The 19,373-nt window shown below is 53.2% G+C and carries 20 protein-coding genes and 1 pseudogene; 12 read left to right on the top strand and 9 right to left on the bottom strand.

From position 1 onward, the window contains the following. A pseudogene (pabB, locus tag FDW95_RS23460) lies at positions 1 to 502 on the bottom strand (aminodeoxychorismate synthase component I); the annotation flags it as partial. Positions 503 to 585: 83 nt separating this feature from the next. Here pabB and FDW95_RS04680 point away from each other — a divergent pair. Next, a complete protein-coding gene (locus tag FDW95_RS04680; protein ID WP_096756717.1) occupies positions 586 to 771 on the top strand; it encodes a YoaH family protein in 186 nt (61 codons plus the stop codon). Between the two features lie 6 nt (positions 772 to 777). Here FDW95_RS04680 and FDW95_RS04675 read toward each other — a convergent pair whose 3' ends face one another. Further along, a complete protein-coding gene (locus FDW95_RS04675) occupies positions 778 to 1,122 on the bottom strand; it encodes a RidA family protein (protein ID WP_115258248.1) in 345 nt (114 codons plus the stop codon). 142 nt (positions 1,123 to 1,264) lie between these two features. Here FDW95_RS04675 and FDW95_RS04670 point away from each other — a divergent pair, with 142 nt between their 5' ends. The 5 genes from FDW95_RS04670 to rnd all read left to right on the top strand — a co-directional run bounded on the left by FDW95_RS04670 (position 1,265) and on the right by rnd (position 7,709). Next, a complete protein-coding gene (locus FDW95_RS04670; RefSeq protein WP_096756719.1) occupies positions 1,265 to 3,175 on the top strand; it encodes an ATP-dependent DNA helicase in 1,911 nt (636 codons plus the stop codon). A 58-nt stretch (positions 3,176 to 3,233) separates the two neighbouring features. After that, positions 3,234 to 3,929, top strand: coding sequence for a tRNA (adenosine(37)-N6)-threonylcarbamoyltransferase complex dimerization subunit type 1 TsaB (gene tsaB, locus FDW95_RS04665; RefSeq protein WP_115258249.1), 696 nt, complete (start codon positions 3,234 to 3,236; stop codon positions 3,927 to 3,929). 105 nt (positions 3,930 to 4,034) lie between these two features. Then, positions 4,035 to 4,619 carry a Slp family lipoprotein gene (locus tag FDW95_RS04660; protein ID WP_115258250.1) on the top strand — a complete coding sequence of 195 codons (585 nt, stop codon included), beginning with the start codon at positions 4,035 to 4,037 and terminating at the stop codon, positions 4,617 to 4,619. Between the two features lie 204 nt (positions 4,620 to 4,823). Continuing rightward, entirely contained in the window at positions 4,824 to 6,509 is a 1,686-nt protein-coding gene (fadD, locus tag FDW95_RS04655) for a long-chain-fatty-acid--CoA ligase FadD (protein ID WP_135911878.1), read from the top strand. Positions 6,510 to 6,593: 84 nt separating this feature from the next. Further along, positions 6,594 to 7,709: a ribonuclease D gene (rnd, locus tag FDW95_RS04650; RefSeq protein ID WP_137362925.1), complete on the top strand. Its 1,116-nt coding sequence runs from the start codon at positions 6,594 to 6,596 to the stop codon at positions 7,707 to 7,709. A gap of 134 nt (positions 7,710 to 7,843) precedes the next feature. On the opposite strand, the gene minE is transcribed toward rnd, so the two are convergent. The 3 genes from minE to minC are packed head-to-tail and all read right to left on the bottom strand — an operon-like array spanning position 7,844 to position 9,657. Further along, entirely contained in the window at positions 7,844 to 8,110 is a 267-nt protein-coding gene (minE, locus tag FDW95_RS04645; protein ID WP_003833739.1) for a cell division topological specificity factor MinE, read from the bottom strand. A gap of 3 nt (positions 8,111 to 8,113) precedes the next feature. Next, positions 8,114 to 8,926: a septum site-determining protein MinD gene (minD, locus tag FDW95_RS04640; protein WP_096756725.1), complete on the bottom strand. Its 813-nt coding sequence runs from the start codon at positions 8,924 to 8,926 to the stop codon at positions 8,114 to 8,116. A 23-nt stretch (positions 8,927 to 8,949) separates the two neighbouring features. Continuing rightward, positions 8,950 to 9,657, bottom strand: a complete 708-nt coding sequence (minC, locus tag FDW95_RS04635; RefSeq protein WP_096756726.1) for a septum site-determining protein MinC — start codon at positions 9,655 to 9,657, stop codon at positions 8,950 to 8,952. A 126-nt stretch (positions 9,658 to 9,783) separates the two neighbouring features. On the opposite strand from minC, the gene FDW95_RS04630 reads away from it, so the two are divergent. From FDW95_RS04630 to FDW95_RS04620, 3 genes are all read left to right on the top strand, one after another. Then, a complete protein-coding gene (locus FDW95_RS04630; RefSeq protein ID WP_096756727.1) occupies positions 9,784 to 10,077 on the top strand; it encodes a YcgL domain-containing protein in 294 nt (97 codons plus the stop codon). Positions 10,078 to 10,146: 69 nt separating this feature from the next. Further along, positions 10,147 to 10,806 carry a fumarylacetoacetate hydrolase family protein gene (locus tag FDW95_RS04625; protein ID WP_096756728.1) on the top strand — a complete coding sequence of 220 codons (660 nt, stop codon included), beginning with the start codon at positions 10,147 to 10,149 and terminating at the stop codon, positions 10,804 to 10,806. Between the two features lie 92 nt (positions 10,807 to 10,898). Continuing rightward, positions 10,899 to 11,345 (top strand): YcgN family cysteine cluster protein, encoded by a 447-nt coding sequence (locus FDW95_RS04620; protein ID WP_196209307.1) that lies wholly within the window; start codon positions 10,899 to 10,901, stop codon positions 11,343 to 11,345. A 29-nt stretch (positions 11,346 to 11,374) separates the two neighbouring features. Here FDW95_RS04620 and FDW95_RS04615 read toward each other — a convergent pair whose 3' ends face one another. From FDW95_RS04615 to nhaB, 3 genes are all read right to left on the bottom strand, one after another. Continuing rightward, positions 11,375 to 11,716 carry a DUF1971 domain-containing protein gene (locus FDW95_RS04615; RefSeq protein ID WP_096756729.1) on the bottom strand — a complete coding sequence of 114 codons (342 nt, stop codon included), beginning with the start codon at positions 11,714 to 11,716 and terminating at the stop codon, positions 11,375 to 11,377. Positions 11,717 to 11,826: 110 nt separating this feature from the next. After that, a complete protein-coding gene (gene dsbB, locus FDW95_RS04610) occupies positions 11,827 to 12,357 on the bottom strand; it encodes a disulfide bond formation protein DsbB (RefSeq protein ID WP_096756730.1) in 531 nt (176 codons plus the stop codon). Between the two features lie 141 nt (positions 12,358 to 12,498). Then, complete coding sequence (gene nhaB / locus FDW95_RS04605; RefSeq protein ID WP_115258253.1) at positions 12,499 to 14,040, bottom strand: Na(+)/H(+) antiporter NhaB; 1,542 nt, start codon at positions 14,038 to 14,040, stop codon at positions 12,499 to 12,501. A 237-nt stretch (positions 14,041 to 14,277) separates the two neighbouring features. Here nhaB and fadR point away from each other — a divergent pair, with 237 nt between their 5' ends. Continuing rightward, the gene (gene fadR / locus FDW95_RS04600; protein ID WP_137363424.1) at positions 14,278 to 14,997 is read left to right on the top strand and encodes a fatty acid metabolism transcriptional regulator FadR; all 720 of its coding nucleotides are present in this window, start codon (positions 14,278 to 14,280) and stop codon (positions 14,995 to 14,997) included. A 102-nt stretch (positions 14,998 to 15,099) separates the two neighbouring features. Here fadR and FDW95_RS04595 read toward each other — a convergent pair whose 3' ends face one another. Further along, positions 15,100 to 16,632, bottom strand: a complete 1,533-nt coding sequence (locus tag FDW95_RS04595; RefSeq protein ID WP_096756733.1) for a SpoVR family protein — start codon at positions 16,630 to 16,632, stop codon at positions 15,100 to 15,102. 322 nt (positions 16,633 to 16,954) lie between these two features. Here FDW95_RS04595 and FDW95_RS04590 point away from each other — a divergent pair, with 322 nt between their 5' ends. Next, complete coding sequence (locus FDW95_RS04590; protein WP_115258254.1) at positions 16,955 to 18,253, top strand: D-amino acid dehydrogenase; 1,299 nt, start codon at positions 16,955 to 16,957, stop codon at positions 18,251 to 18,253. Positions 18,254 to 18,265: 12 nt separating this feature from the next. Further along, positions 18,266 to 19,336: a catabolic alanine racemase DadX gene (gene dadX / locus FDW95_RS04585; protein ID WP_115258255.1), complete on the top strand. Its 1,071-nt coding sequence runs from the start codon at positions 18,266 to 18,268 to the stop codon at positions 19,334 to 19,336. Positions 19,337 to 19,373: the final 37 nt, after the last annotated feature.

Raw genomic sequence — 19,373 nt, 5'->3', positions numbered from 1 at the left:
CCAGCCAGTGGCGGCGGGCCTGCACATCACCGTGGCTGAGCAGCGACACGGTTTGCCGCTGGTGGTCGACAATCAGTGCCCAATCGTAAATGCCAACCGCCATATCCGGCAGGGTGATATCACGTTCAGCGACATTTGGCAGCGCTTCGAAGCGTCGGCCCAAATCGTAGCCAAACAGGCCCAGCGCCCCTCCCTGGAAGGGAAGAACGGGATTATAATCGGGCCGTATTGCCAGTGAAGTTAGCGCCGAGCGTAACACCGTCATCGGGTCATCAGGCGTGTGCGTGATTCCGTCTTTGTCATGCACTGCGGTGTCTGCATCTCGCGTGACCAGCGTCATCACAGGATCGGCGACCAGAATATCAAAGCGATTATGCGGGTGGTCGGCGTGCCCCGAATGTAGCAGCATCGCCCACGGCAGATGGCTTAAGGTCGAGAAATAGCGTTCAGCGGCGTCCTGACGCCAGGGTAATGTAATTACTGCGGGAGATAACGTTTTCATCAGTCCTGACTCGTTACTACTTTACTGGCTTACTGCCCGGTAGCATGGGATAATTAGCGCAGACAATCTAGCAGGAGTTAACAATGTTTGCAGGTTTACCTTCACTCAGTCATGAACAGCAGCAAAAAGCAGTCGAGCGTATTCACGAACTGATGTCACAGGGGATGAGCAGCGGCGAAGCGATCACTCAGGTCGCGGCTGAAATTCGCGCCACTCATACCGGCGAACGGATCGTGGCGCGTTTTGAAGACGAGGACGAAGACGAGTAACGCTCGTTACACTGCGGCGATAATCTTGATCTCGACTTTGTATTTCGGGTTCATCAACCCGGCCTGTACGGTACAACGCACGGGCGCGTGACCGGCAACGACCCACGCGTCCCAGGATTTGTTCATGGCGGCGAAGTCGCTTTTGTCCGTCAGGAAAATGGTCGCGTCAAGAATACGTGACTTGTTGCTGCCCTGTTTTTCCAGTACCGCATCAATTTGTGCCAGCGTGTTGGCCGTTTGTTCAAACGCGTCAGCATCCAGGTTTTCCGGTACGCCGGTGTAATACAACGTGTTGTTGTGAATCACCACGTCTGACCAACGATCCTCGGCATCAATGCGCACGATAGTCATAAATTATTCCTCATTTACGTTTTTATTTAATCGGTTTCTGCTGGCGACAAGACTGCCATAATGTTGTGCCCTCGTCACCTCTTCAACTGGCGAAAGACCCGCTGGCCTGACATAATCCCTGTTCAAATGAACAGGGGGTAGTGTGACGGACGATTTTGCAGCAGACGGTCAATTGGCTAAAGCGATACCGGGTTTTAAACCGCGTGAACCACAGCGACAGATGGCCGTCGCCGTCTCGCATGCCATTGAAAAATCACAGCCGCTTGTCGTCGAAGCCGGGACCGGGACCGGGAAAACTTACGCCTACCTTGCGCCTGCACTGCGCGCCGGTAAGAAAGTGATCATTTCTACCGGATCGAAAGCGCTGCAGGATCAACTCTACAGCCGCGATCTCCCTACCGTGGCAAAAGCGCTGAAATTTACCGGCAAACTGGCGTTGCTGAAAGGGCGCTCTAACTACCTGTGTCTGGAACGCCTTGAACAACAGGCGCTGGCGGGCGGTGACCTGCCGGTGCAAACCTTAAGCGACGTGATCCTGCTGCGCTCGTGGTCGAATCAAACCGTTGATGGCGATATCAGCACCTGCGTCAGCGTGGCGGAAGACTCGCACGCATGGCCGCTGGTGACCAGTACCAACGACAACTGTCTGGGCAGCGACTGCCCACTGTATAAAGACTGTTTTGTCGTTAAAGCGCGTAAAAAAGCCATGGATGCCGATGTGGTGGTAGTTAACCATCACCTGTTTCTCGCTGATATGGTGGTGAAAGAGAGCGGGTTCGGGGAGCTGATCCCGGAGGCAGACGTGATGATCTTCGATGAAGCCCATCAGCTACCGGATATCGCCAGCCAGTATTTTGGTCAGTCGCTTTCCAGCCGCCAACTGCTCGATCTGGCCAAAGACATTACCATTGCCTATCGCACCGAGCTAAAAGATACCCAGCAACTACAAAAGTGCGCTGACCGTCTGGCGCAAAGCGCGCAGGATTTCCGCCTGCAACTGGGCGAGCCGGGCTATCGCGGTAACCTGCGTGAATTGCTGGCCGATCAGCGCGTCCAGCGGGCATTTTTGCTGCTCGATGACACGCTGGAACTGTGCTACGACGTAGCGAAGCTGTCGCTCGGACGTTCAGCGCTGCTGGATGCCGCATTCGAGCGCGCCACGCTGTATCGCGCCCGCTTGAAACGCCTGAAGGAGATCAACCAACCGGGATTCAGCTACTGGTATGAATGCACTTCACGGCATTTTACGCTGGCGCTGACGCCACTCACCGTAGCGGATAAATTCAAAGAGGTGATGGACCAAAAGCCGGGCTGCTGGATTTTTACTTCCGCTACGCTGTCGGTCAACGACGATCTCCGCCACTTTACCGCGCGACTGGGCATTGAACAGGCTGAATCAATGTTGTTGCCGAGCCCCTTTGACTACACGCGACAGGCGCTGCTGTGCGTGCCACGCAATCTCCCGCAAACTAACCAGCCGGGGGCGGCGCGTCAGCTGGCCGCCATGTTGCGCCCCATTATTGAAGCTAACAATGGGCGCTGCTTTATGCTGTGTACCTCGCACGCAATGATGCGCGACCTGGCGGAACAGTTTCGTGCCACCATGACGCTCCCGGTCCTGCTGCAGGGGGAGACCAGCAAAGGGCAGCTATTGCAGCAGTTTGTCAGTGCGGGCAATGCCCTGCTGGTGGCGACCAGCAGCTTTTGGGAAGGTGTGGACGTACGAGGTGACACGCTATCGCTGGTTATTATCGACAAGCTGCCGTTTACCTCGCCGGACGATCCGCTGTTAAAAGCGCGTATGGAAGACTGCCGGCTGCGCGGCGGCGACCCGTTTGACGAAGTCCAGCTCCCGGATGCCGTGATCACGCTTAAGCAGGGGGTGGGGCGCTTGATTCGTGACGCTGACGATCGCGGCGTCCTGGTGATTTGTGATAACCGGCTGGTCATGCGACCTTACGGTGCGACATTCTTGGCCAGCCTACCACCGGCGCCTCGCACGCGTGACATTGCCCGCGCGGTTCGCTTTCTTGCCATACCAACGACTGAGTAATTTGTTACAGACTGTGCTAAGATACGCGCCAAATTTATTGATCTGATCACGAAGACCCATGCGAATTCTGGCTATCGATACCGCCACAGAGGCGTGCTCTGTCGCCCTGTGGAATGACGGTAATATCACATCTCATTTCGAGCTTTGCCCTCGAGAGCATACCCAACGCATCCTGCCGCTGGTTCAGGATATCCTGACTGCTGGCAATGTCACATTAACGGATATCGACGCTCTGGCGTTTGGCCGAGGTCCCGGTAGTTTCACCGGCGTGCGTATTGGTATTGGTATTGCTCAGGGGTTGGCGTTAGGGGCGAACTTGCCAATGATCGGCGTGTCCACGCTGGCTACTATGGCGCAGGGGGCTTGGCGCAAAAACGGCGCAACGCGCGTGCTGGCCGCAATTGATGCGCGCATGGGGGAAGTCTACTGGGCCGAATACCAGCGTGATGAGAACGGTATCTGGCACGGCGAAGACACCGAAGCGGTATTAACTCCGGAACAGGTTCATGAGCGACTGCTGCAGCTTTCCGGTGACTGGGTAACGGTCGGCACGGGCTGGCCTGCATGGCCTGAACTCGGTAAAGACAGTGGCCTGATGCTACGCGATGGCGACGTTTTGCTTCCGGCTGCTGAGGATATGTTGCCTCTCGCCACCCAACTGTTCGCCTCTGGAAAGACGGTAGCGGTTGAACATGCTGAACCGGTTTATTTACGTAACACCGTGGCGTGGAAGAAACTTCCCGGAAAAGAATGAATCTTAGTAGTACATCCCCCGATGCTTTCAAACGGGCTCAACGCGATGAATGCGCAGCAGTTTGAAACTCACCGGGGACAGGCGCTGAGATAAGGGAGTCGCAACATGGCGGTTCAAAAATGGGTATTAAAAGGCGTGTTGACGGGCGCATTGGCGTTCATGCTAAGCGGTTGCGTTACCATTCCTGATGCGATTAAAGGTTCAAGCCCAACGCCGCAACAGGATCTGGTACGGGTCATGAATGCGCCGCAACTGTATGTCGGACAGGAAGCACGCTTTGGCGGCAAAGTGGTGGACATTCAGAATCAGCAGGGGAAATCCCGACTGGAAATTGCCACCGTGCCTCTCGACAGCGGCGCGCGTCCGATTCTGGGTGAAGCCTCACGCGGGCGTATTTATGCCGATGTTAATGGCTTTCTCGAACCGGTGGATTTCCGCGGACAACTGGTCACCGTCGTAGGGCCTATTAGCGGCACGGTGGACGGTAAAATTGGCAGTACGCCGTATAAGTTCATGCTGATGCAGGTAACCGGTTATAAACGCTGGCATATTACTCAGCAGATCGTGATGCCTCCGCAGCCCATCGATCCCTGGTTCTACGGTGCGCGTGGCTGGCCATACGGCGGCTACGGCGGATGGGGATGGTACAATCCAGGTCCGGCACAGGTTCAGACGATAGTTACAGAATAACTCTTTGATTTATGTATAAAAGAAGCAGCGGCGCGTCCGCTGTTTCTGCATTTATGTGGCTATAAGAAAAATAAATAGTGACGTGCTTCGCAACCTTGTCGTTGTGTAATAAACAAACTGGTACGCTGAGTTAATATTATGTTAACAGTTTGTTTATTGTCTGGGGTTGTGATGACGACGAATACGCATTTTAGAGGTGATGTATTGAAAAAGGTTTGGCTTAACCGTTATCCCGCAGGTGTTCCCGCGGAGATCAATCCTGACCGTTATCAATCCCTGGTGGAACTGTTTGAACATTCAGTCAGGCGCTATGCCGATCAGCCCGCGTTTGTGAATATGGGGGAGGTGATGACCTTCCGCAAACTCGAAGAGCGTAGCCGCGCATTTGCGGCATATTTGCAAGAAGGGCTGGGGCTGAAAAAGGGCGATCGTGTCGCACTGATGATGCCGAACCTGCTGCAGTATCCGGTGGCGCTGTTTGGCATTCTGCGTGCCGGCATGATTGTGGTAAACGTGAACCCATTGTACACACCGCGTGAACTGGAGCATCAGCTTAATGATAGCGGTGCGGCAGCGATTGTGATCGTGTCCAACTTTGCCCACACGCTGGAGAAAGTGGTCGATAAAACATCGGTTCAGCACGTGATCCTGACGCGAATGGGCGATCAACTCTCAACCGCCAAAGGAACGCTGGTTAACTTTGTTGTGAAGTACATCAAGCGGCTGGTACCGAAATATCACCTGCCTGATGCCATCTCGTTTCGCAGTGCGTTACAAAACGGGTATCGCATGCAGTATGTGAAGCCTGAAGTGGTCTCTGAAGATCTGGCCTTCCTGCAATACACCGGGGGGACAACCGGTGTGGCAAAAGGTGCAATGCTCACCCACCGCAATATGCTGGCGAACCTCGAGCAGGTCCATGCTACTTACGGTCCGTTGCTGCATCCGGGTAAAGAGCTGGTGATCACCGCGCTACCGCTGTATCACATTTTTGCTTTAACGATGAACTGCCTGCTGTTTATTGAGCTTGGCGGTCAAAACGTACTGATCACTAACCCACGTGATATCCCGGGTCTGGTAAAAGAGCTGGCGAAATACCCGTTTACCGCCATGACCGGCGTCAATACGCTGTTCAACGCCTTGTTGAATAACAAAGACTTCCAGCAACTGGATTTCTCGTCGCTGCATCTTTCTGCGGGGGGCGGTATGCCCGTCCAGCAGGCGGTTGCAGAACGTTGGGTGAAGCTGACCGGCCAATATCTGCTGGAAGGCTATGGCCTGACCGAGTGTTCGCCGCTGGTGAGCGTCAATCCGCATGATATCGACTATCACAGCGGCAGTATTGGCCTGCCGGTTCCCTCCACTGAGGTTAAGCTGGTGGATGATGACGATAACGAAGTCCCGCCGGGCGAGCCGGGTGAACTGTGCGTGAAAGGCCCGCAGGTGATGCTGGGTTACTGGCAGCGCCCGGATGCGACCGATGAAATTGTTAAAGATGGTTGGCTGCACACCGGGGATATTGCGGTGATGGACGACGAAGGCTTCCTGCGTATCGTCGATCGCAAAAAAGATATGATCCTGGTCTCCGGTTTTAACGTTTATCCGAACGAAATTGAAGACGTGGTGATGCAACATCCTGGCGTTCAGGAAGTAGCCGCGGTGGGCGTGCCCTCGGGCAGCAGCGGTGAAGCAGTGAAGATTTTTGTCGTGAAGAAAGACGCGTCACTCACCGATGAAGCGCTGATTACGTTCTGCCGCCGTCAGTTGACCGGCTACAAGGTCCCGAAGCTGGTGGAATTCCGTGATGAGTTACCAAAATCTAACGTCGGCAAAATTTTGCGACGAGAATTGCGTGACGAAGCCCGTAGCAAAGTGGACAATAAAGGCTGAGCGTTAAGTCAGTCATCAGAAAGCGCCGGTTAATCCGGCGTTTTTTTTGGCGCAAACCTGAGAGAGCACGATTTGAATTACCAAATGATTACCACGGACGACGCGTTGGCCACGCTGTGCGAAGCCGTTCGTGAGTTTCCGGCGATTGCCCTGGATACTGAGTTTGTTCGCACGCGTACCTATTATCCGCAGCTGGGACTCATTCAGCTGTTTGACGGCAAACACGTTGCTCTGATTGATCCGCTGGGGATCACCGACTGGTCGCCGTTGCGCGACATTTTACGCGACACCACGATAACCAAATTCCTGCACGCGGGAAGTGAAGACCTGGAAGTGTTTCTCAACACCTTTGGCGAACTTCCGCAGCCGCTGATTGATACGCAAATTCTGGCCGCGTTTTGCGGTCGCCCGCTGTCGTGGGGATTTGCCGCGATGGTGGAAGAGTTTACGGGGGTGGCGCTGGACAAAAGCGAATCCCGTACGGACTGGCTGGCCCGACCGCTGACTGAGCGTCAGTGTGAGTATGCTGCCGCGGACGTCTGGTATTTATTACCGATCACCGCAAAACTGATGGCTGAAACCGATGCCTCTGGCTGGCTACCGGCCGCGCTGGATGAGTGTCGTTTAATGCAGCAGCGTCGCCAGGAAGTACTGGCGCCTGAGGACGCGTGGCGTGACATTACCAACGCCTGGCAGCTGCGTACCCGTCAGCTTGCCTGCCTGCAACTGCTGGCTGACTGGCGACTGCGTAAAGCGCGTGAACGCGATCTGGCGGTGAATTTCGTGGTACGCGAAGAGCACCTGTGGTCAGTGGCGCGCTATATGCCGGGTAGTCTGGGTGAGCTGGACAGCCTCGGTCTTTCCGGGAGCGAAATTCGCTTCCATGGCAAGACACTGATTTCATTGGTAGAAAAAGCGCAGGCCCTGCCGGAAGCATCGTTGCCTGAACCACTGCTGAACCTGATGGATATGCCGGGCTACCGTAAAGCCTTCAAAGCCATTAAGGCGTTGGTGGCTGACGTGAGCGCGGAACACAATCTCAGCGTGGAGCTGCTGGCCTCCCGCCGTCAGATAAATCAGTTGCTTAACTGGCACTGGAAATTAAAGCCGAAGTCTTCCTTGCCGGAGCTTATTTCCGGCTGGCGTGGCGAGCTGATGGCCGAGCGACTTAACGCCCTGTTGCTGGAATATCCACAATAAGCGAGTGTCTGGTGGTTATTCTGGAACCCTATCTACTGTTTACTCGGTAATAACGCTATTCAGGACGGGTCACTGAAAATAAAAAAGGCAGAATATTCTGCCTTTTTTCGACCACAACTTTTTTACCAAAGCGCTTATTTCGACTCTTCTGCTTCTGGTAATGTCACGTTAAGTTCGAGGATAGAAATATCGCCGTCTTTTTGTTCAAGTTGTACAGTGACCATCTCTGGATCGATTTGTACATACTTACAGATAACGTCGAGAATATCTTTCCTCAACTGCGGTAAATAATGCGGCTCGGCGTCACTACGACGACGTTCCGCAACAATGATCTGCAGTCGCTCTTTAGCGATGTTTGCTGTGCTCTTTTTCCGCGAGAGAAAAAAATCCAGTAATGCCATAACTTATCCTCCGAACAGGCGTTTGAGGAAACCTTTCTTCTCTTCTTCAACGAAGCGGAAAGGACGTTCTTCTCCCAACAGACGGTCTACGGTATCTGCATAAGCTTTGCCAGCATCCGCATTGATGTCGAGGATCACCGGCTCACCCTGGTTAGATGCGCGCAGGACTGACTGATCTTCCGGAATCACACCAACCAGTTTGATGCGCAGAATTTCCAGTACGTCTTCCATGCTGAGCATGTCGCCTCTGTTTACGCGGCCAGGGTTGTAGCGCGTAAGCAGCAGATGCTCTTTAATCGGATCTTCACCATTTTCCGCGCGACGAGATTTCGACGCCAGAATGCCCAGAATACGGTCAGAGTCACGTACTGAAGACACTTCCGGGTTGGTGGTAATAATCGCTTCATCGGCAAAATACAGTGCCATTAGCGCACCGGTTTCAATACCGGCCGGGGAGTCGCAGACGATGAAGTCGAAGTCCATCGATTTCAGATCATCCAGAACTTTTGCGACGCCTTCACGCGTCAGCGCGTCTTTATCGCGAGTCTGTGAGGCCGGAAGAATAAAGAGATTTTCAGTACGCTTATCTTTGATTAACGCCTGATTTAACGACGCATCGCCCTGAATAACGTTGACGAAATCGTAAACGACGCGGCGTTCGCAACCCATGATCAAATCGAGGTTACGCAGGCCGATATCAAAATCAATAACGACAGTTTTCTTTCCCTTCTGGGCCAAACCTGTAGCGATGGCCGCGCTGGAGGTGGTTTTGCCAACGCCCCCTTTACCCGAAGTAACAACAATAATGCGTGCCATAGAAATTCCTTGTTAAAAAGGGATCAATTCAACGGTTGAACTGTCAAAGCGTTCTCTGCTAATTGCAGACGCGCCGCTTTGCCATAAAATTCTGCTGGGATTTTATCACTCAGCCAATAAACACCTGCGATAGACACCAGTTCTGCCGTCAGGTGGGTACAAAAAATCTGTGCTTCTCGATCGCCGCTTGCACCCGCCAGTGCACGGCCTCTCATCATGCCATAAACGTGAATATTGCCGTCAGCGATGAGTTCTGCGCCCGCGCTGACGTGGTTTGTAACAATCAGATCACATTGTGGTGCATAAATGCGCTGACCGGAACGAACCGGGACATTTATTAATCGTGTTTTTGTGATGGGAGTAACGTTTTGTACCGGCGCGGCAGGTGCGGGTTCAGCAATGGGGGCAGGGCGCAGCGCTTTTTCTTTACCTTCAGTCAGTAAAGGCAGGCCCATTTCGTCGATCTCTGCTTTGAGTCTGGCATCTTTGCAGCCGCTAACGCCGATAATGCGCAGACCGGTAGATGCGACAACTTTCTGCAGCGTTGGCCAGTTTACCGGGCTTTCAAGGCCACTGACGTTGATCACCACGGGAGCATGTTTTAAAAAAGCAGGAGCCTGCGCGATTTTGTCTTCCAACGCCTGACGAATAACCTCGGGTTCTGACTCGTGCAAGTGAACCACAGATAAGGTGAAGCTACTGCCTTTAAGCTCGATTGGCGTGTTTGACATCCTGGCCTTACTCAATTTGCTATTTATCATCCCCAGCGCGGGGTGATATTCCGAAGACTATAAGGCATGTTATAGTCAGTATTATATTGAGGCAAGCCACCATTCCGTGAATTCAGAGTAAAAGATATGTTTTGTGTGATCTACCGAAGCAGCAAACGTGACCAGACCTATTTATATGTCGAAAAAAAAGACGATTTCTCTCGCGTTCCTGAAGAACTGATGAAAGGTTTTGGTCAGCCGAAACTGGCAATGATTTTACCACTTGATGGTCGCAAGAAACTGGTGAACGCTGACCTTGAAAAAGTAAAACAGGCGTTAACCGAGCAGGGCTATTATTTACAAATCCCGCCACCGCCAGAAGATTTACTCAAACAGCATCTGTCTGTGGCAAAACAAAATATACCAGACGCTAAAGGTTAAACTGTATCCGGCAGCCGCATGTCCCGTCGATGCAGTTCCTGAAATCGAAGACGACGTTAGGGGAAAGTCATGTATCAACATCACAACTGGCATGGTGCTCTGCTGGATTACCCAGTGAGTAAAGTGGTTTGCGTGGGCAGTAATTACGCAAAGCACATTAAGGAGATGGGCAGCGCAACGCCAGATGAACCCGTGCTGTTTATCAAACCGGAAACGGCATTGTGCGACCTGCGCCAACCGCTGGTTATCCCGGCGGATATGGGGGCGGTGCACCACGAAGTTGAGCTGGCGGTGCTGATTGGCGCGACCCTGCGCCAGGCAACGGAAGATCATGTGCGTAAAGCCATTGCCGGTTATGGCGTGGCGCTGGATCTGACCCTGCGCGATATTCAGGGCAAAATGAAGAAAGCGGGGCAGCCGTGGGAAAAAGCGAAGGGATTTGATAATTCCTGTCCGCTGTCGGGCTTTATTCCGGTGTCGGAGTTTAACGGCGATCCGCAAAATACGCTGCTCAGTCTGACGGTAAACGGTGAAACACGTCAGCACGGTTCTACGGCGGACATGATCCATCACATTATTCCGTTGATTGCCTACATGAGTCGTTTCTTCACCCTCAAAGCGGGGGATGTGGTACTGACAGGAACGCCAGAAGGTGTAGGGCCGTTACACAGTGGTGATGAGCTAGCGATCGGTTTTCACGGTCAAACGCTGACGACGAGAGTACTGTAATCTCTTCTTGCCGCCTTTTCGGGCGGCAAAACTTGCATCAACGTGCCAGACTGGTTATAAGGTGCAGCTTTATTGCAATAGCGGATACCCTGATGAGCGACATACCTTTCTGGCAAAGCAAAACCCTGGATGAAATGACCGATGCCGAGTGGGAGTCATTATGCGACGGATGCGGTCAATGCTGCCTGCATAAGCTGATGGATGAAGACACCGACGAAATCTATTTTACCAACGTCGCCTGTAAGCAGCTCAATATTAAAACCTGCCAGTGCCGTAACTACGAACGTCGTTTCGAATACGAGCCTGATTGCATCAAGCTGACGCGTGACAATTTGCCAACTTTTGAATGGCTACCGATGACCTGCGCGTATCGTCTGCTTGCGGAAGGGAAAGGGCTGCCGGACTGGCACCCGCTACTGACTGGCTCGAAAGCCGCGATGCACGGTGAGCGTATTTCAGTCCGTCATATTGCGGTGAAAGAATCAGAAGTACACGACTGGCAGGATCACATTTTGAACAAACCTTCATGGGCGGACTGAGCCGCCCATCGGTTAACAGGCGCTAAAGATTAAGATTTTTTCGCCTGATACATCTCATCTGAGTGGTTGTCATCTTCAACCCAGAAATTAATGTTGAACTGCGCGTCGTCGCTTAATTCAACACGATGCCAGTACTGCGGTGGGCTGGTCGCAAACTGACCGGCATTTATCACCACTTTCACTTCAGGTTCTTTCGCTTCTTCATTCGCAAAGCCGTAATACGTTACCGTACCTTCCATCACGCAAAGCTGTCCAAAGACGCCTGCTGCGGTGTTATGGTGGGAAAGCAGTGCGGCTGGGACAGTGTCTTTTGTGAAAAAGGGAGTAGAGCGTTTAACTTTCCAGTTTGCCGGGATGCGTAAATGGGACATGGGACATCTCCTTGGTGTGGCATCTATAAGATGTATTTAATATACATCTTATAGATGCCACCAAGCAATGACATTATGGCAAAAAAAACGCTCCCGAAGGAGCGTCTCTGTTAGCGACCGAAGAGGTCGCGTTTTTTCGGTTTAAACGGTTGGGCAATGACCACCAGCACGGCGACCACCAGATACGCAGCAAAGATCCCTAATAGCCACTGTGGCATTTCAAGGGTTAAAAAAGACCACTGACGCTCGGCGCAGTCGCCGGATGCCAGGAAAACCTGAGGCAGCCATTTGTCCAGCGGTAACCAGCTCGGAAAGCGCGCCGCAAAATCACAGGTCATGAACGGAGACGGGTGAAGCTGGATCATGGTGTGCTCATACGCTAACTGCAGACCGCGCCAGGCGCTGTAAATCCAGATAACCATCGCTACATAACGCAGCGGCGTTTTTGGCGCGATAGCACCCACCAGCCCGGCACCCATTACGCCGAATAACGCACTACGTTCGTAAATACACAACACGCAAGGTTTAAGCAGCATCACGTGCTGGAACCACAGCGCAACGAGTTCCAGCGCCAGGGCGGTTAGCGCCAACAATAACCATGCTCCGCGACCGCGGGAGCACTGGTTTAAAAATCGCAACATAATAAATTCCCTGCAACATGCGTAGAGAGCGCAGTTTAAACCAATTCAATTTATGCGCCACTAGCAGCTATTGAAATATTGTGTAATCGGATAATTATCATGCAAAAAGTCAAACCGGGCAGTGATTTGCCCGGTAAGTTGTTATGAAAGTGTAGCTAACCAGCCTATTTGCGTCATCCACTCGGTCACCGGGACTAGGGTGAATTCCACGCACAAAAGACCGACCAGCGTCAGTACGAGGGTATACGGCAGCGCCATCCATACCATGCGGCCATAGGAGAGGCGAATCAACGGTGCCAGTGCGGAAGTCAGCAGGAACAGGAATGCGGCCTGGCCATTCGGAGTTGCAACGGAAGGCAGGTTAGTCCCGGTATTAATCGCCACGGCTAACAGTTCGAACTGGTTCAGGCTGATGGTCCCGTGTTCCATCGCCGCTTTGGCTTCGTTAATGTAAATCGTGCCTACAAAGACGTTATCGGAGATAGAAGAAAGCAGACCGTTAAAGAGGTAGAACAGAGTGAGCTGGGCATGCTCTGAAGCCTGTAAAACAAAATGAATAATCGGAGCGAACAGTTGCTGATCGATAATTACGGCCACAATTGAGAAGAACACGGTCAGCAGCGCGGTAAACGGCAGTGACTCGGTGAACGCCTTGCCGATAGCATGTTCATCAGTGACCCCCGTTAAGGACGTCGCCAGGATGATAACCGACAGGCCTATCAGTCCTACTTCGGCCAGATGCAGGGCCAGGGCGATAACCAGCCAGACGCCGATAATCGCCTGGACAATCAGTTTGATCTTATCCTGGCGGGTACGCTGCTGGCGGCTTTGATCGTCAAATTGCTGCAGAACGTCACGCACCTTTTCAGGCAATGTTTCACCATAGCCAAACCAACGTAATTTCTCGACCAGCATGCAGGTTAGCAGTCCGCAGATCAGCACCGGGACGGTGACCGGGGACATCCGCAGGAAGAAATCCCCGAAATGCCAGCCCGCCGCTTTGGCGATAATCAGGTTTTGCGGTTCACCAACCATGGTCATCACGCCGCCTAACGCCGTGCCGACGCCGGCATGCATCATCAGGCTGCGCAGAAAACCGCGGAACTGCTCAAGAACGGCTTTATTGTGCTGATCGATATGGCTGTCATCGAGCATATTATCTTCCCCTCGGGAAGAGGCGATGCGGTGGTAAATGCCATAAAAACCGACCGCCACGCTTATCACGACGGCGACCACGGTCAATGCATCGAGGAACGCGGACAGGAAGGCGGCGGCTACGCAGAAGGACAGCGACAGCAGCATTTTAGAGCGAATGCTCAGCAGCAATCGGGTAAAAATAAACAGCAGTAACTGCTTCATAAAGTAGATGCCCGCCACCATAAACATCAGCAGCAATAACACCTCAAGATTGGCGGCAATCTCTTCACGCACGTGCGTGGCGCTGGTCATGCCAATGACGACGGCTTCAATCGCCAGCAGGCCACCCGGCAGCAGCGGATAACACTTGAGCGCCATTGCCAGCGTAAAAATGAACTCAGCCACCAGCAGCCACCCGGCAACGAACGGGTTGATGAAGAAAATAATCGGGTTAACGATTAAGAAGGATAATAATGCGAGTTTGTACCAGTCCGGCGACTGGCCTAAAAAGTTGCGCCACAGCGCGCGACCCCAGGATAGCTCCATGGCAGTTTCCCTTACCTGTAAAAATGAAATCATGTTTTTATGTTTGACGGCAAAGCTTAGCGGGAGGAGGGAACGCAGGCAAGCTCTTCACGTGCTTCGTCGCGCCAATTGCGCCCCAGCGTTATCTGGAAAATGAAGCCTTGATCCACTTTTTCTTCATTGCCTCAGCTATCAGCTATCAGACCCGTCTGGTATGATGTGTGTAACTATGTTTTGCTGTGTAATGGAATTATTACTATGGTCATTAAGGCGCAAAGCCCAGCGGGGTTCGCGGAAGAGTACATCATTGAAAGTATCTGGAATAACCGCTTCCCCCCCGGCACTATTTTGCCCGCTGAACGTGAACTCTCTGAACTTATCGGAGTAACACGCACCACGCTACGCGAAGTGTTACAGCGCCTGGCGCGGGACGGCTGGTTGACCATTCAGCACGGCAAACCGACGAAAGTGAATAATTTCTGGGAAACGTCAGGACTGAATATTCTTGAAACGCTGGCGCGCCTCGATCACGAGAGCGTTCCGCAGCTGATTGATAATCTGCTGTCGGTGCGTACCAACATCTCAACAATCTTCATTCGCACCGCATTCCGCCAACATCCGGACAAAGCGCAGGAAGTGCTGGCGACGGCAAATCAGGTAGCCGACCACGCTGACGCTTTTGCTGACCTGGACTACAACATTTTCCGCGGCCTGGTATTCGCGTCCGGCAATCCGATTTACGGCCTGATCCTCAACGGCATGAAGGGATTGTATACCCGTATTGGTCGTCATTATTTCGCCAATCCGGAAGCCCGCGGTCTGGCACTGAGCTTCTACCGTAAGCTGTCATTGCTCTGCGAGCAGGGCTCCCATGACCAGGTGTATGAGACGGTGCGCAGTTACGGTCACGACAGCGGCGAGATTTGGCATCGCATGCAGAAAAACCTGCCCGGCGATTTAGCCATTCAGGGCCGTTAATCGCTCAATGCCAGATGGCGGTGTGAACACCTTATCCGGCCTACGTGGATGTCTAGTGTAGGCCGGATAAGACGCTTTCGCGTCGCCACCCGGCAATAAGATTCACAGACCGTTCATTCTCGGCGGGCAACGTTCCAGCAATTCCACGCTGCCATCCTCATTTTGTTGCTCCAGCGTCACGTCAAAACCCCATAACCGATGGACGTGCTTCAGCACCTCTTTGCGGCCCTTATCCAGCGGGGCGCGATTATGCGGGATATAGCGCAGTGTGAGAGAGCGATCGCCGCGCAAATCGACATTCCATACCTGAATGTTTGGCTCCAGGTTGCTCAGGTTATACTGCGACGACAGCCGGTTACGAATTTCACGGTATCCCTCTTCGTTATGAATTGCTGAGATTTCCAGATAATTATGTCTGTCATCGTCCAACACGGTGAACAGGCGGAAATCACGCATCACCTTCGGTGACAGGAACTGGCTGATAAAGCTCTCATCTTTAAAATCACGCATCGCGAAGTGCAGGGTTTCCAGCCAGTCAGAACCGGCGATATCCGGGAACCAGTATTTATCTTCCTCGGTCGGAGACTGACAAATACGTTTGATGTCCTGGAACATGGCGAATCCGAGCGCATAGGGGTTTATCCCGCTATACCACGGGCTGTTGTACGGCGGCTGGAACACCACATTGGTATGGCTGTGTAGAAACTCCAGCATAAACCGCTCGGTGACTTTGCCTTCATCGTACAGGTGGTTAAGGATGGTGTAATGCCAGAACGTCGCCCAGCCTTCGTTCATCACCTGGGTCTGTTTCTGCGGATAAAAATACTGGCTCACTTTGCGCACGATACGCAGCACTTCACGCTGCCAGGACTCCAGCAGAGGGGCATTTTTTTCCATAAAGTACAGCAGGTTTTCCTGGGGTTCAGAAGGATAACGCCGCGCTTCAAACACGGTTTTCTCTTCCTCTTTTTTCGGCAAGGTACGCCACAGCATATTTACCTGGCTTTGCAGATATTCTTCGCGGCTTTTTTGCCGCGCTTTCTCTTCCTGCAATGAAATTTTTTGCGGGCGTTTATAGCGATCGACACCGTAGTTCATCAGTGCATGGCAGGAATCGAGCAGTTTTTCGACTTCGTCGACGCCGTAGCGCTCTTCACACTGGGTAATGTAGTTTCGGGCAAAAATCAGATAATCAACAATGGAGCTGGCATCCGTCCAGCTACGGAAAAGGTAGTTGTTCTTGAAGAAGGAGTTATGCCCATAGCAGGCGTGTGCCATCACCAGCGCCTGCATGGTGATGGTGTTCTCCTCCATCAGATACGCGATACACGGGTTGGAGTTGATGACAATCTCATAAGCCAGCCCTTGCTGACCGTGCTTATACAGACGTTCGGTTTCAATAAATTTTTTACCAAACGACCAGTGGGTATAGTTAATCGGCATCCCGACGCTGGAGTAGGCGTCCATCATCTGCTCGGAGGTAATGACCTCGATTTGGTGCGGATAGGTCTCCAGTCGGTAGAGTTTTGCCACGCGGTCTATTTCCGCCAGATAGACATCCAGCAGATCAAACGTCCAGTCGGGTCCATCGCTCAACCGTGTGGTGTCCTTGTTCATGGAATCAATCGTAGCCATTCGCGCACCCTCATTGTTGGCGGCACTCTCTGTCTGGAGTACCTCATTTCAAGCATAGAACACGGTGTTAAAAAACGTGCTGCGGCAGAAAATTTTTCTTTGCGATATCACGTTAATCCAACATCGAAAAACAGGATGTTCACGAAATTTTATGCTGGATAAAAATGACGCACAGCAGGAGATCCTAAAGCAGAGACATCCCTGTCGTTACCGCTATGTGTGAGGTACATCACCATAAAAAAGTCATATGTTGAATAATATTTTCAACTGAGTTATCAAGATGTAATTAGAAGATTATTCTTTTACTGTTAACGGAGTGGCTATGCGAGTTGTCATACTGGGAAGTGGTGTCGTTGGCGTGACCAGCGCCTGGTATTTAAGTCAGGCTGGACACGATGTCACCGTCATTGATCGTGAGCCCGGTCCGGCGCTGGAAACCAGTGCGGCGAATGCGGGGCAAATCTCTCCAGGCTATGCAGCACCGTGGGCGGCACCCGGCGTACCGCTAAAAGCGATTAAATGGATGTTTCAACGCCATGCGCCGTTGGCCGTTCGCCTTGACGGCACGCAGTTCCAACTGAAATGGATGTGGCAGATGCTACGCAACTGTGACACCAGTCATTACATGGAAAACAAAGGTCGTATGGTGCGTCTGGCGGAATATAGCCGTGATTGCCTGAAGGCGCTGCGAGCCACTACCGGCATTGAATATGAAGGTCGTCAGGGCGGGACGCTGCAGCTATTCCGTACCGCGCAGCAGTATGAGAACGCCACGCGCGACATCGCCGTTCTGGAAGATGCGGGTGTGCCATATCAACTGCTGGAAGCCCATCGCCTCGCGGAAGTGGAACCGGCGCTGGCCGAAGTGGCGCATAAGCTGACCGGCGGGCTGCGTCTACCGAATGACGAAACCGGCGACTGTCAGCTGTTTACCCAACGCCTGGCACAAATGGCGGAGCTGGCAGGGGTTAAATTCCGCTTCAACACACCGGTTGATAAGCTGCTGAGCGATGGCGAGCAGATTTATGGCGTGCAGTGCGGTGAGGAAATTATCAAAGCCGATGCTTATGTGATGGCATTTGGCTCTTACTCCACGGCTATGCTGAAAGGGATGGTCGATATTCCGGTTTACCCACTCAAAGGTTATTCGCTGACCATTCCGATCGCGGAGGACGACGGCGCGCCGGTGTCGACTATCCTTGATGAAACCTACAAAATTGCCATTACCCGTTTTGATAACCGTATCCGCGTGGGCGGCATGGCGGAGATCGTGGGCTTCAATACTGAATTATTACAGCCGCGACGTGAAACGCTGGAAATGGTGGTGCGCGATCTCTTCCCGCGCGGGGGGCATGTGGAGCAGGCCACCTTCTGGACCGGGCTGCGGCCGATGACGCCGGACGGCACGCCGGTAGTTGGGCGTACCCGTTTTAAGAACCTGCTGCTCAACACCGGTCACGGTACGCTGGGCTGGACCATGGCCTGCGGATCGGGACAGTTGCTGAGTGATATTCTTTCTGGTCGCACGCCCGCCATCCCTTACGATGACCTGAGCGTGGCGCGTTACAGCCCAGGATTTTCGCCGTCACGTCCACGACATTTACACGGCGCACATAGCTGAGAAGGACGCGAGATGACCCGCCCAATACTGGCCAGCATTGACCTGCAGGCGTTGAAACAAAATTTAGGCATTGCACGGCAGGCCGCACCGGACGCCCGCGTCTGGTCGGTGGTAAAAGCCAATGCTTATGGACATGGCATTGAGCGCGTCTGGAATGCGCTGGGGACCACCGACGGTTTCGCCATGCTGAATCTGGAAGAAGCGATAACGCTGCGCGAGCGTGGCTGGAAAGGCCCGATCTTAATGCTGGAAGGTTTTTTCCACGCCGTCGATCTGACGGTGTATGACCAATATCGTTTAACCACCTGTGTACACAGCAACTGGCAGCTCAAAGCGTTACAAAATGCCCGACTGAACGCTCCGCTGGATGTATACCTGAAGGTTAACAGCGGCATGAACCGTCTGGGCTTTTTGCCTGAGCGGGTGGCAACCGTCTGGCAACAGCTGCGGGCGATGCCGAATGTGGGTGAAATGACGCTGATGTCGCACTTTGCTGATGCCGAACATCCGGACGGTATTCAGGACGCGATGGCGCGTATTGCACAGGCGACGGAAGGGCTTGAATGCCGACGTTCGCTGTCAAACTCCGCCGCCACGCTGTGGCACCCGGAAGCCCATTTCGACTGGGTACGACCGGGTATTATTTTGTACGGCGCCTCTCCGTCAGGGCAATGGCGGGACATCGCCAACACCGGTCTCAAACCGGTAATGAGCCTGAACAGCGAGGTCATCGGGGTGCAAACGCTGAAGGCCGGTGACAGGGTCGGCTACGGTGGGCGTTACACCGCACGCGGTGAACAACGTATCGGGATTGTGGCGACCGGCTATGCCGATGGATATCCGCGCCATGCACCGAGCGGCACGCCGGTGCTGGTGGACGGTGTCCGTACCGGGACGGTCGGCACGGTGTCGATGGATATGCTGGCAGTGGATCTGACGCCATGTCCTCAGGCAGGCATTGGTACGCCGGTAGAGTTGTGGGGCAAAGAGATCAAAATCGACGATGTGGCTACCGCGGCCGGTACGGTGGGGTACGAGCTGATGTGCTCGCTGGCGCTGCGCGTACCGGTTGTGACGGTGTAACTTTTGTAAAGTTGCCTGATGGCGCTGCGCTTATCAG

Origin of the sequence: Citrobacter sp. wls718 (genome assembly GCF_005280945.1) — a bacterium.
GTDB lineage: Bacteria > Pseudomonadota > Gammaproteobacteria > Enterobacterales > Enterobacteriaceae > Citrobacter > Citrobacter gillenii.
Note: the sequence above shows the minus strand (reverse complement) of the source record. Positions and strands in the feature narration are given on the sequence as shown.

What these genes read in the sequence shown, in the direction of transcription:
- FDW95_RS04680 (WP_096756717.1), top strand. Translation starts at nt 586, where the DNA reads ATGTTTGCAGGTTTACCTTCACTCAGTCATGAACAGCAGCAAAAAGCA.
- FDW95_RS04675 (WP_115258248.1), bottom strand. Translation starts at nt 1,122, where the DNA reads ATGACTATCGTGCGCATTGATGCCGAGGATCGTTGGTCAGACGTGGTG.
- tsaB (WP_115258249.1), top strand. Translation starts at nt 3,234, where the DNA reads ATGCGAATTCTGGCTATCGATACCGCCACAGAGGCGTGCTCTGTCGCC.
- FDW95_RS04660 (WP_115258250.1), top strand. Translation starts at nt 4,035, where the DNA reads ATGGCGGTTCAAAAATGGGTATTAAAAGGCGTGTTGACGGGCGCATTG.
- rnd (WP_137362925.1), top strand. Translation starts at nt 6,594, where the DNA reads ATGATTACCACGGACGACGCGTTGGCCACGCTGTGCGAAGCCGTTCGT.
- minE (WP_003833739.1), bottom strand. Translation starts at nt 8,110, where the DNA reads ATGGCATTACTGGATTTTTTTCTCTCGCGGAAAAAGAGCACAGCAAAC.
- minD (WP_096756725.1), bottom strand. Translation starts at nt 8,926, where the DNA reads ATGGCACGCATTATTGTTGTTACTTCGGGTAAAGGGGGCGTTGGCAAA.
- minC (WP_096756726.1), bottom strand. Translation starts at nt 9,657, where the DNA reads ATGTCAAACACGCCAATCGAGCTTAAAGGCAGTAGCTTCACCTTATCT.
- FDW95_RS04630 (WP_096756727.1), top strand. Translation starts at nt 9,784, where the DNA reads ATGTTTTGTGTGATCTACCGAAGCAGCAAACGTGACCAGACCTATTTA.
- FDW95_RS04625 (WP_096756728.1), top strand. Translation starts at nt 10,147, where the DNA reads ATGTATCAACATCACAACTGGCATGGTGCTCTGCTGGATTACCCAGTG.
- FDW95_RS04620 (WP_196209307.1), top strand. Translation starts at nt 10,899, where the DNA reads ATGAGCGACATACCTTTCTGGCAAAGCAAAACCCTGGATGAAATGACC.
- FDW95_RS04615 (WP_096756729.1), bottom strand. Translation starts at nt 11,716, where the DNA reads ATGTCCCATTTACGCATCCCGGCAAACTGGAAAGTTAAACGCTCTACT.
- dsbB (WP_096756730.1), bottom strand. Translation starts at nt 12,357, where the DNA reads ATGTTGCGATTTTTAAACCAGTGCTCCCGCGGTCGCGGAGCATGGTTA.
- nhaB (WP_115258253.1), bottom strand. Translation starts at nt 14,040, where the DNA reads ATGGAGCTATCCTGGGGTCGCGCGCTGTGGCGCAACTTTTTAGGCCAG.
- fadR (WP_137363424.1), top strand. Translation starts at nt 14,278, where the DNA reads ATGGTCATTAAGGCGCAAAGCCCAGCGGGGTTCGCGGAAGAGTACATC.
- FDW95_RS04595 (WP_096756733.1), bottom strand. Translation starts at nt 16,632, where the DNA reads ATGGCTACGATTGATTCCATGAACAAGGACACCACACGGTTGAGCGAT.
- FDW95_RS04590 (WP_115258254.1), top strand. Translation starts at nt 16,955, where the DNA reads ATGCGAGTTGTCATACTGGGAAGTGGTGTCGTTGGCGTGACCAGCGCC.
- dadX (WP_115258255.1), top strand. Translation starts at nt 18,266, where the DNA reads ATGACCCGCCCAATACTGGCCAGCATTGACCTGCAGGCGTTGAAACAA.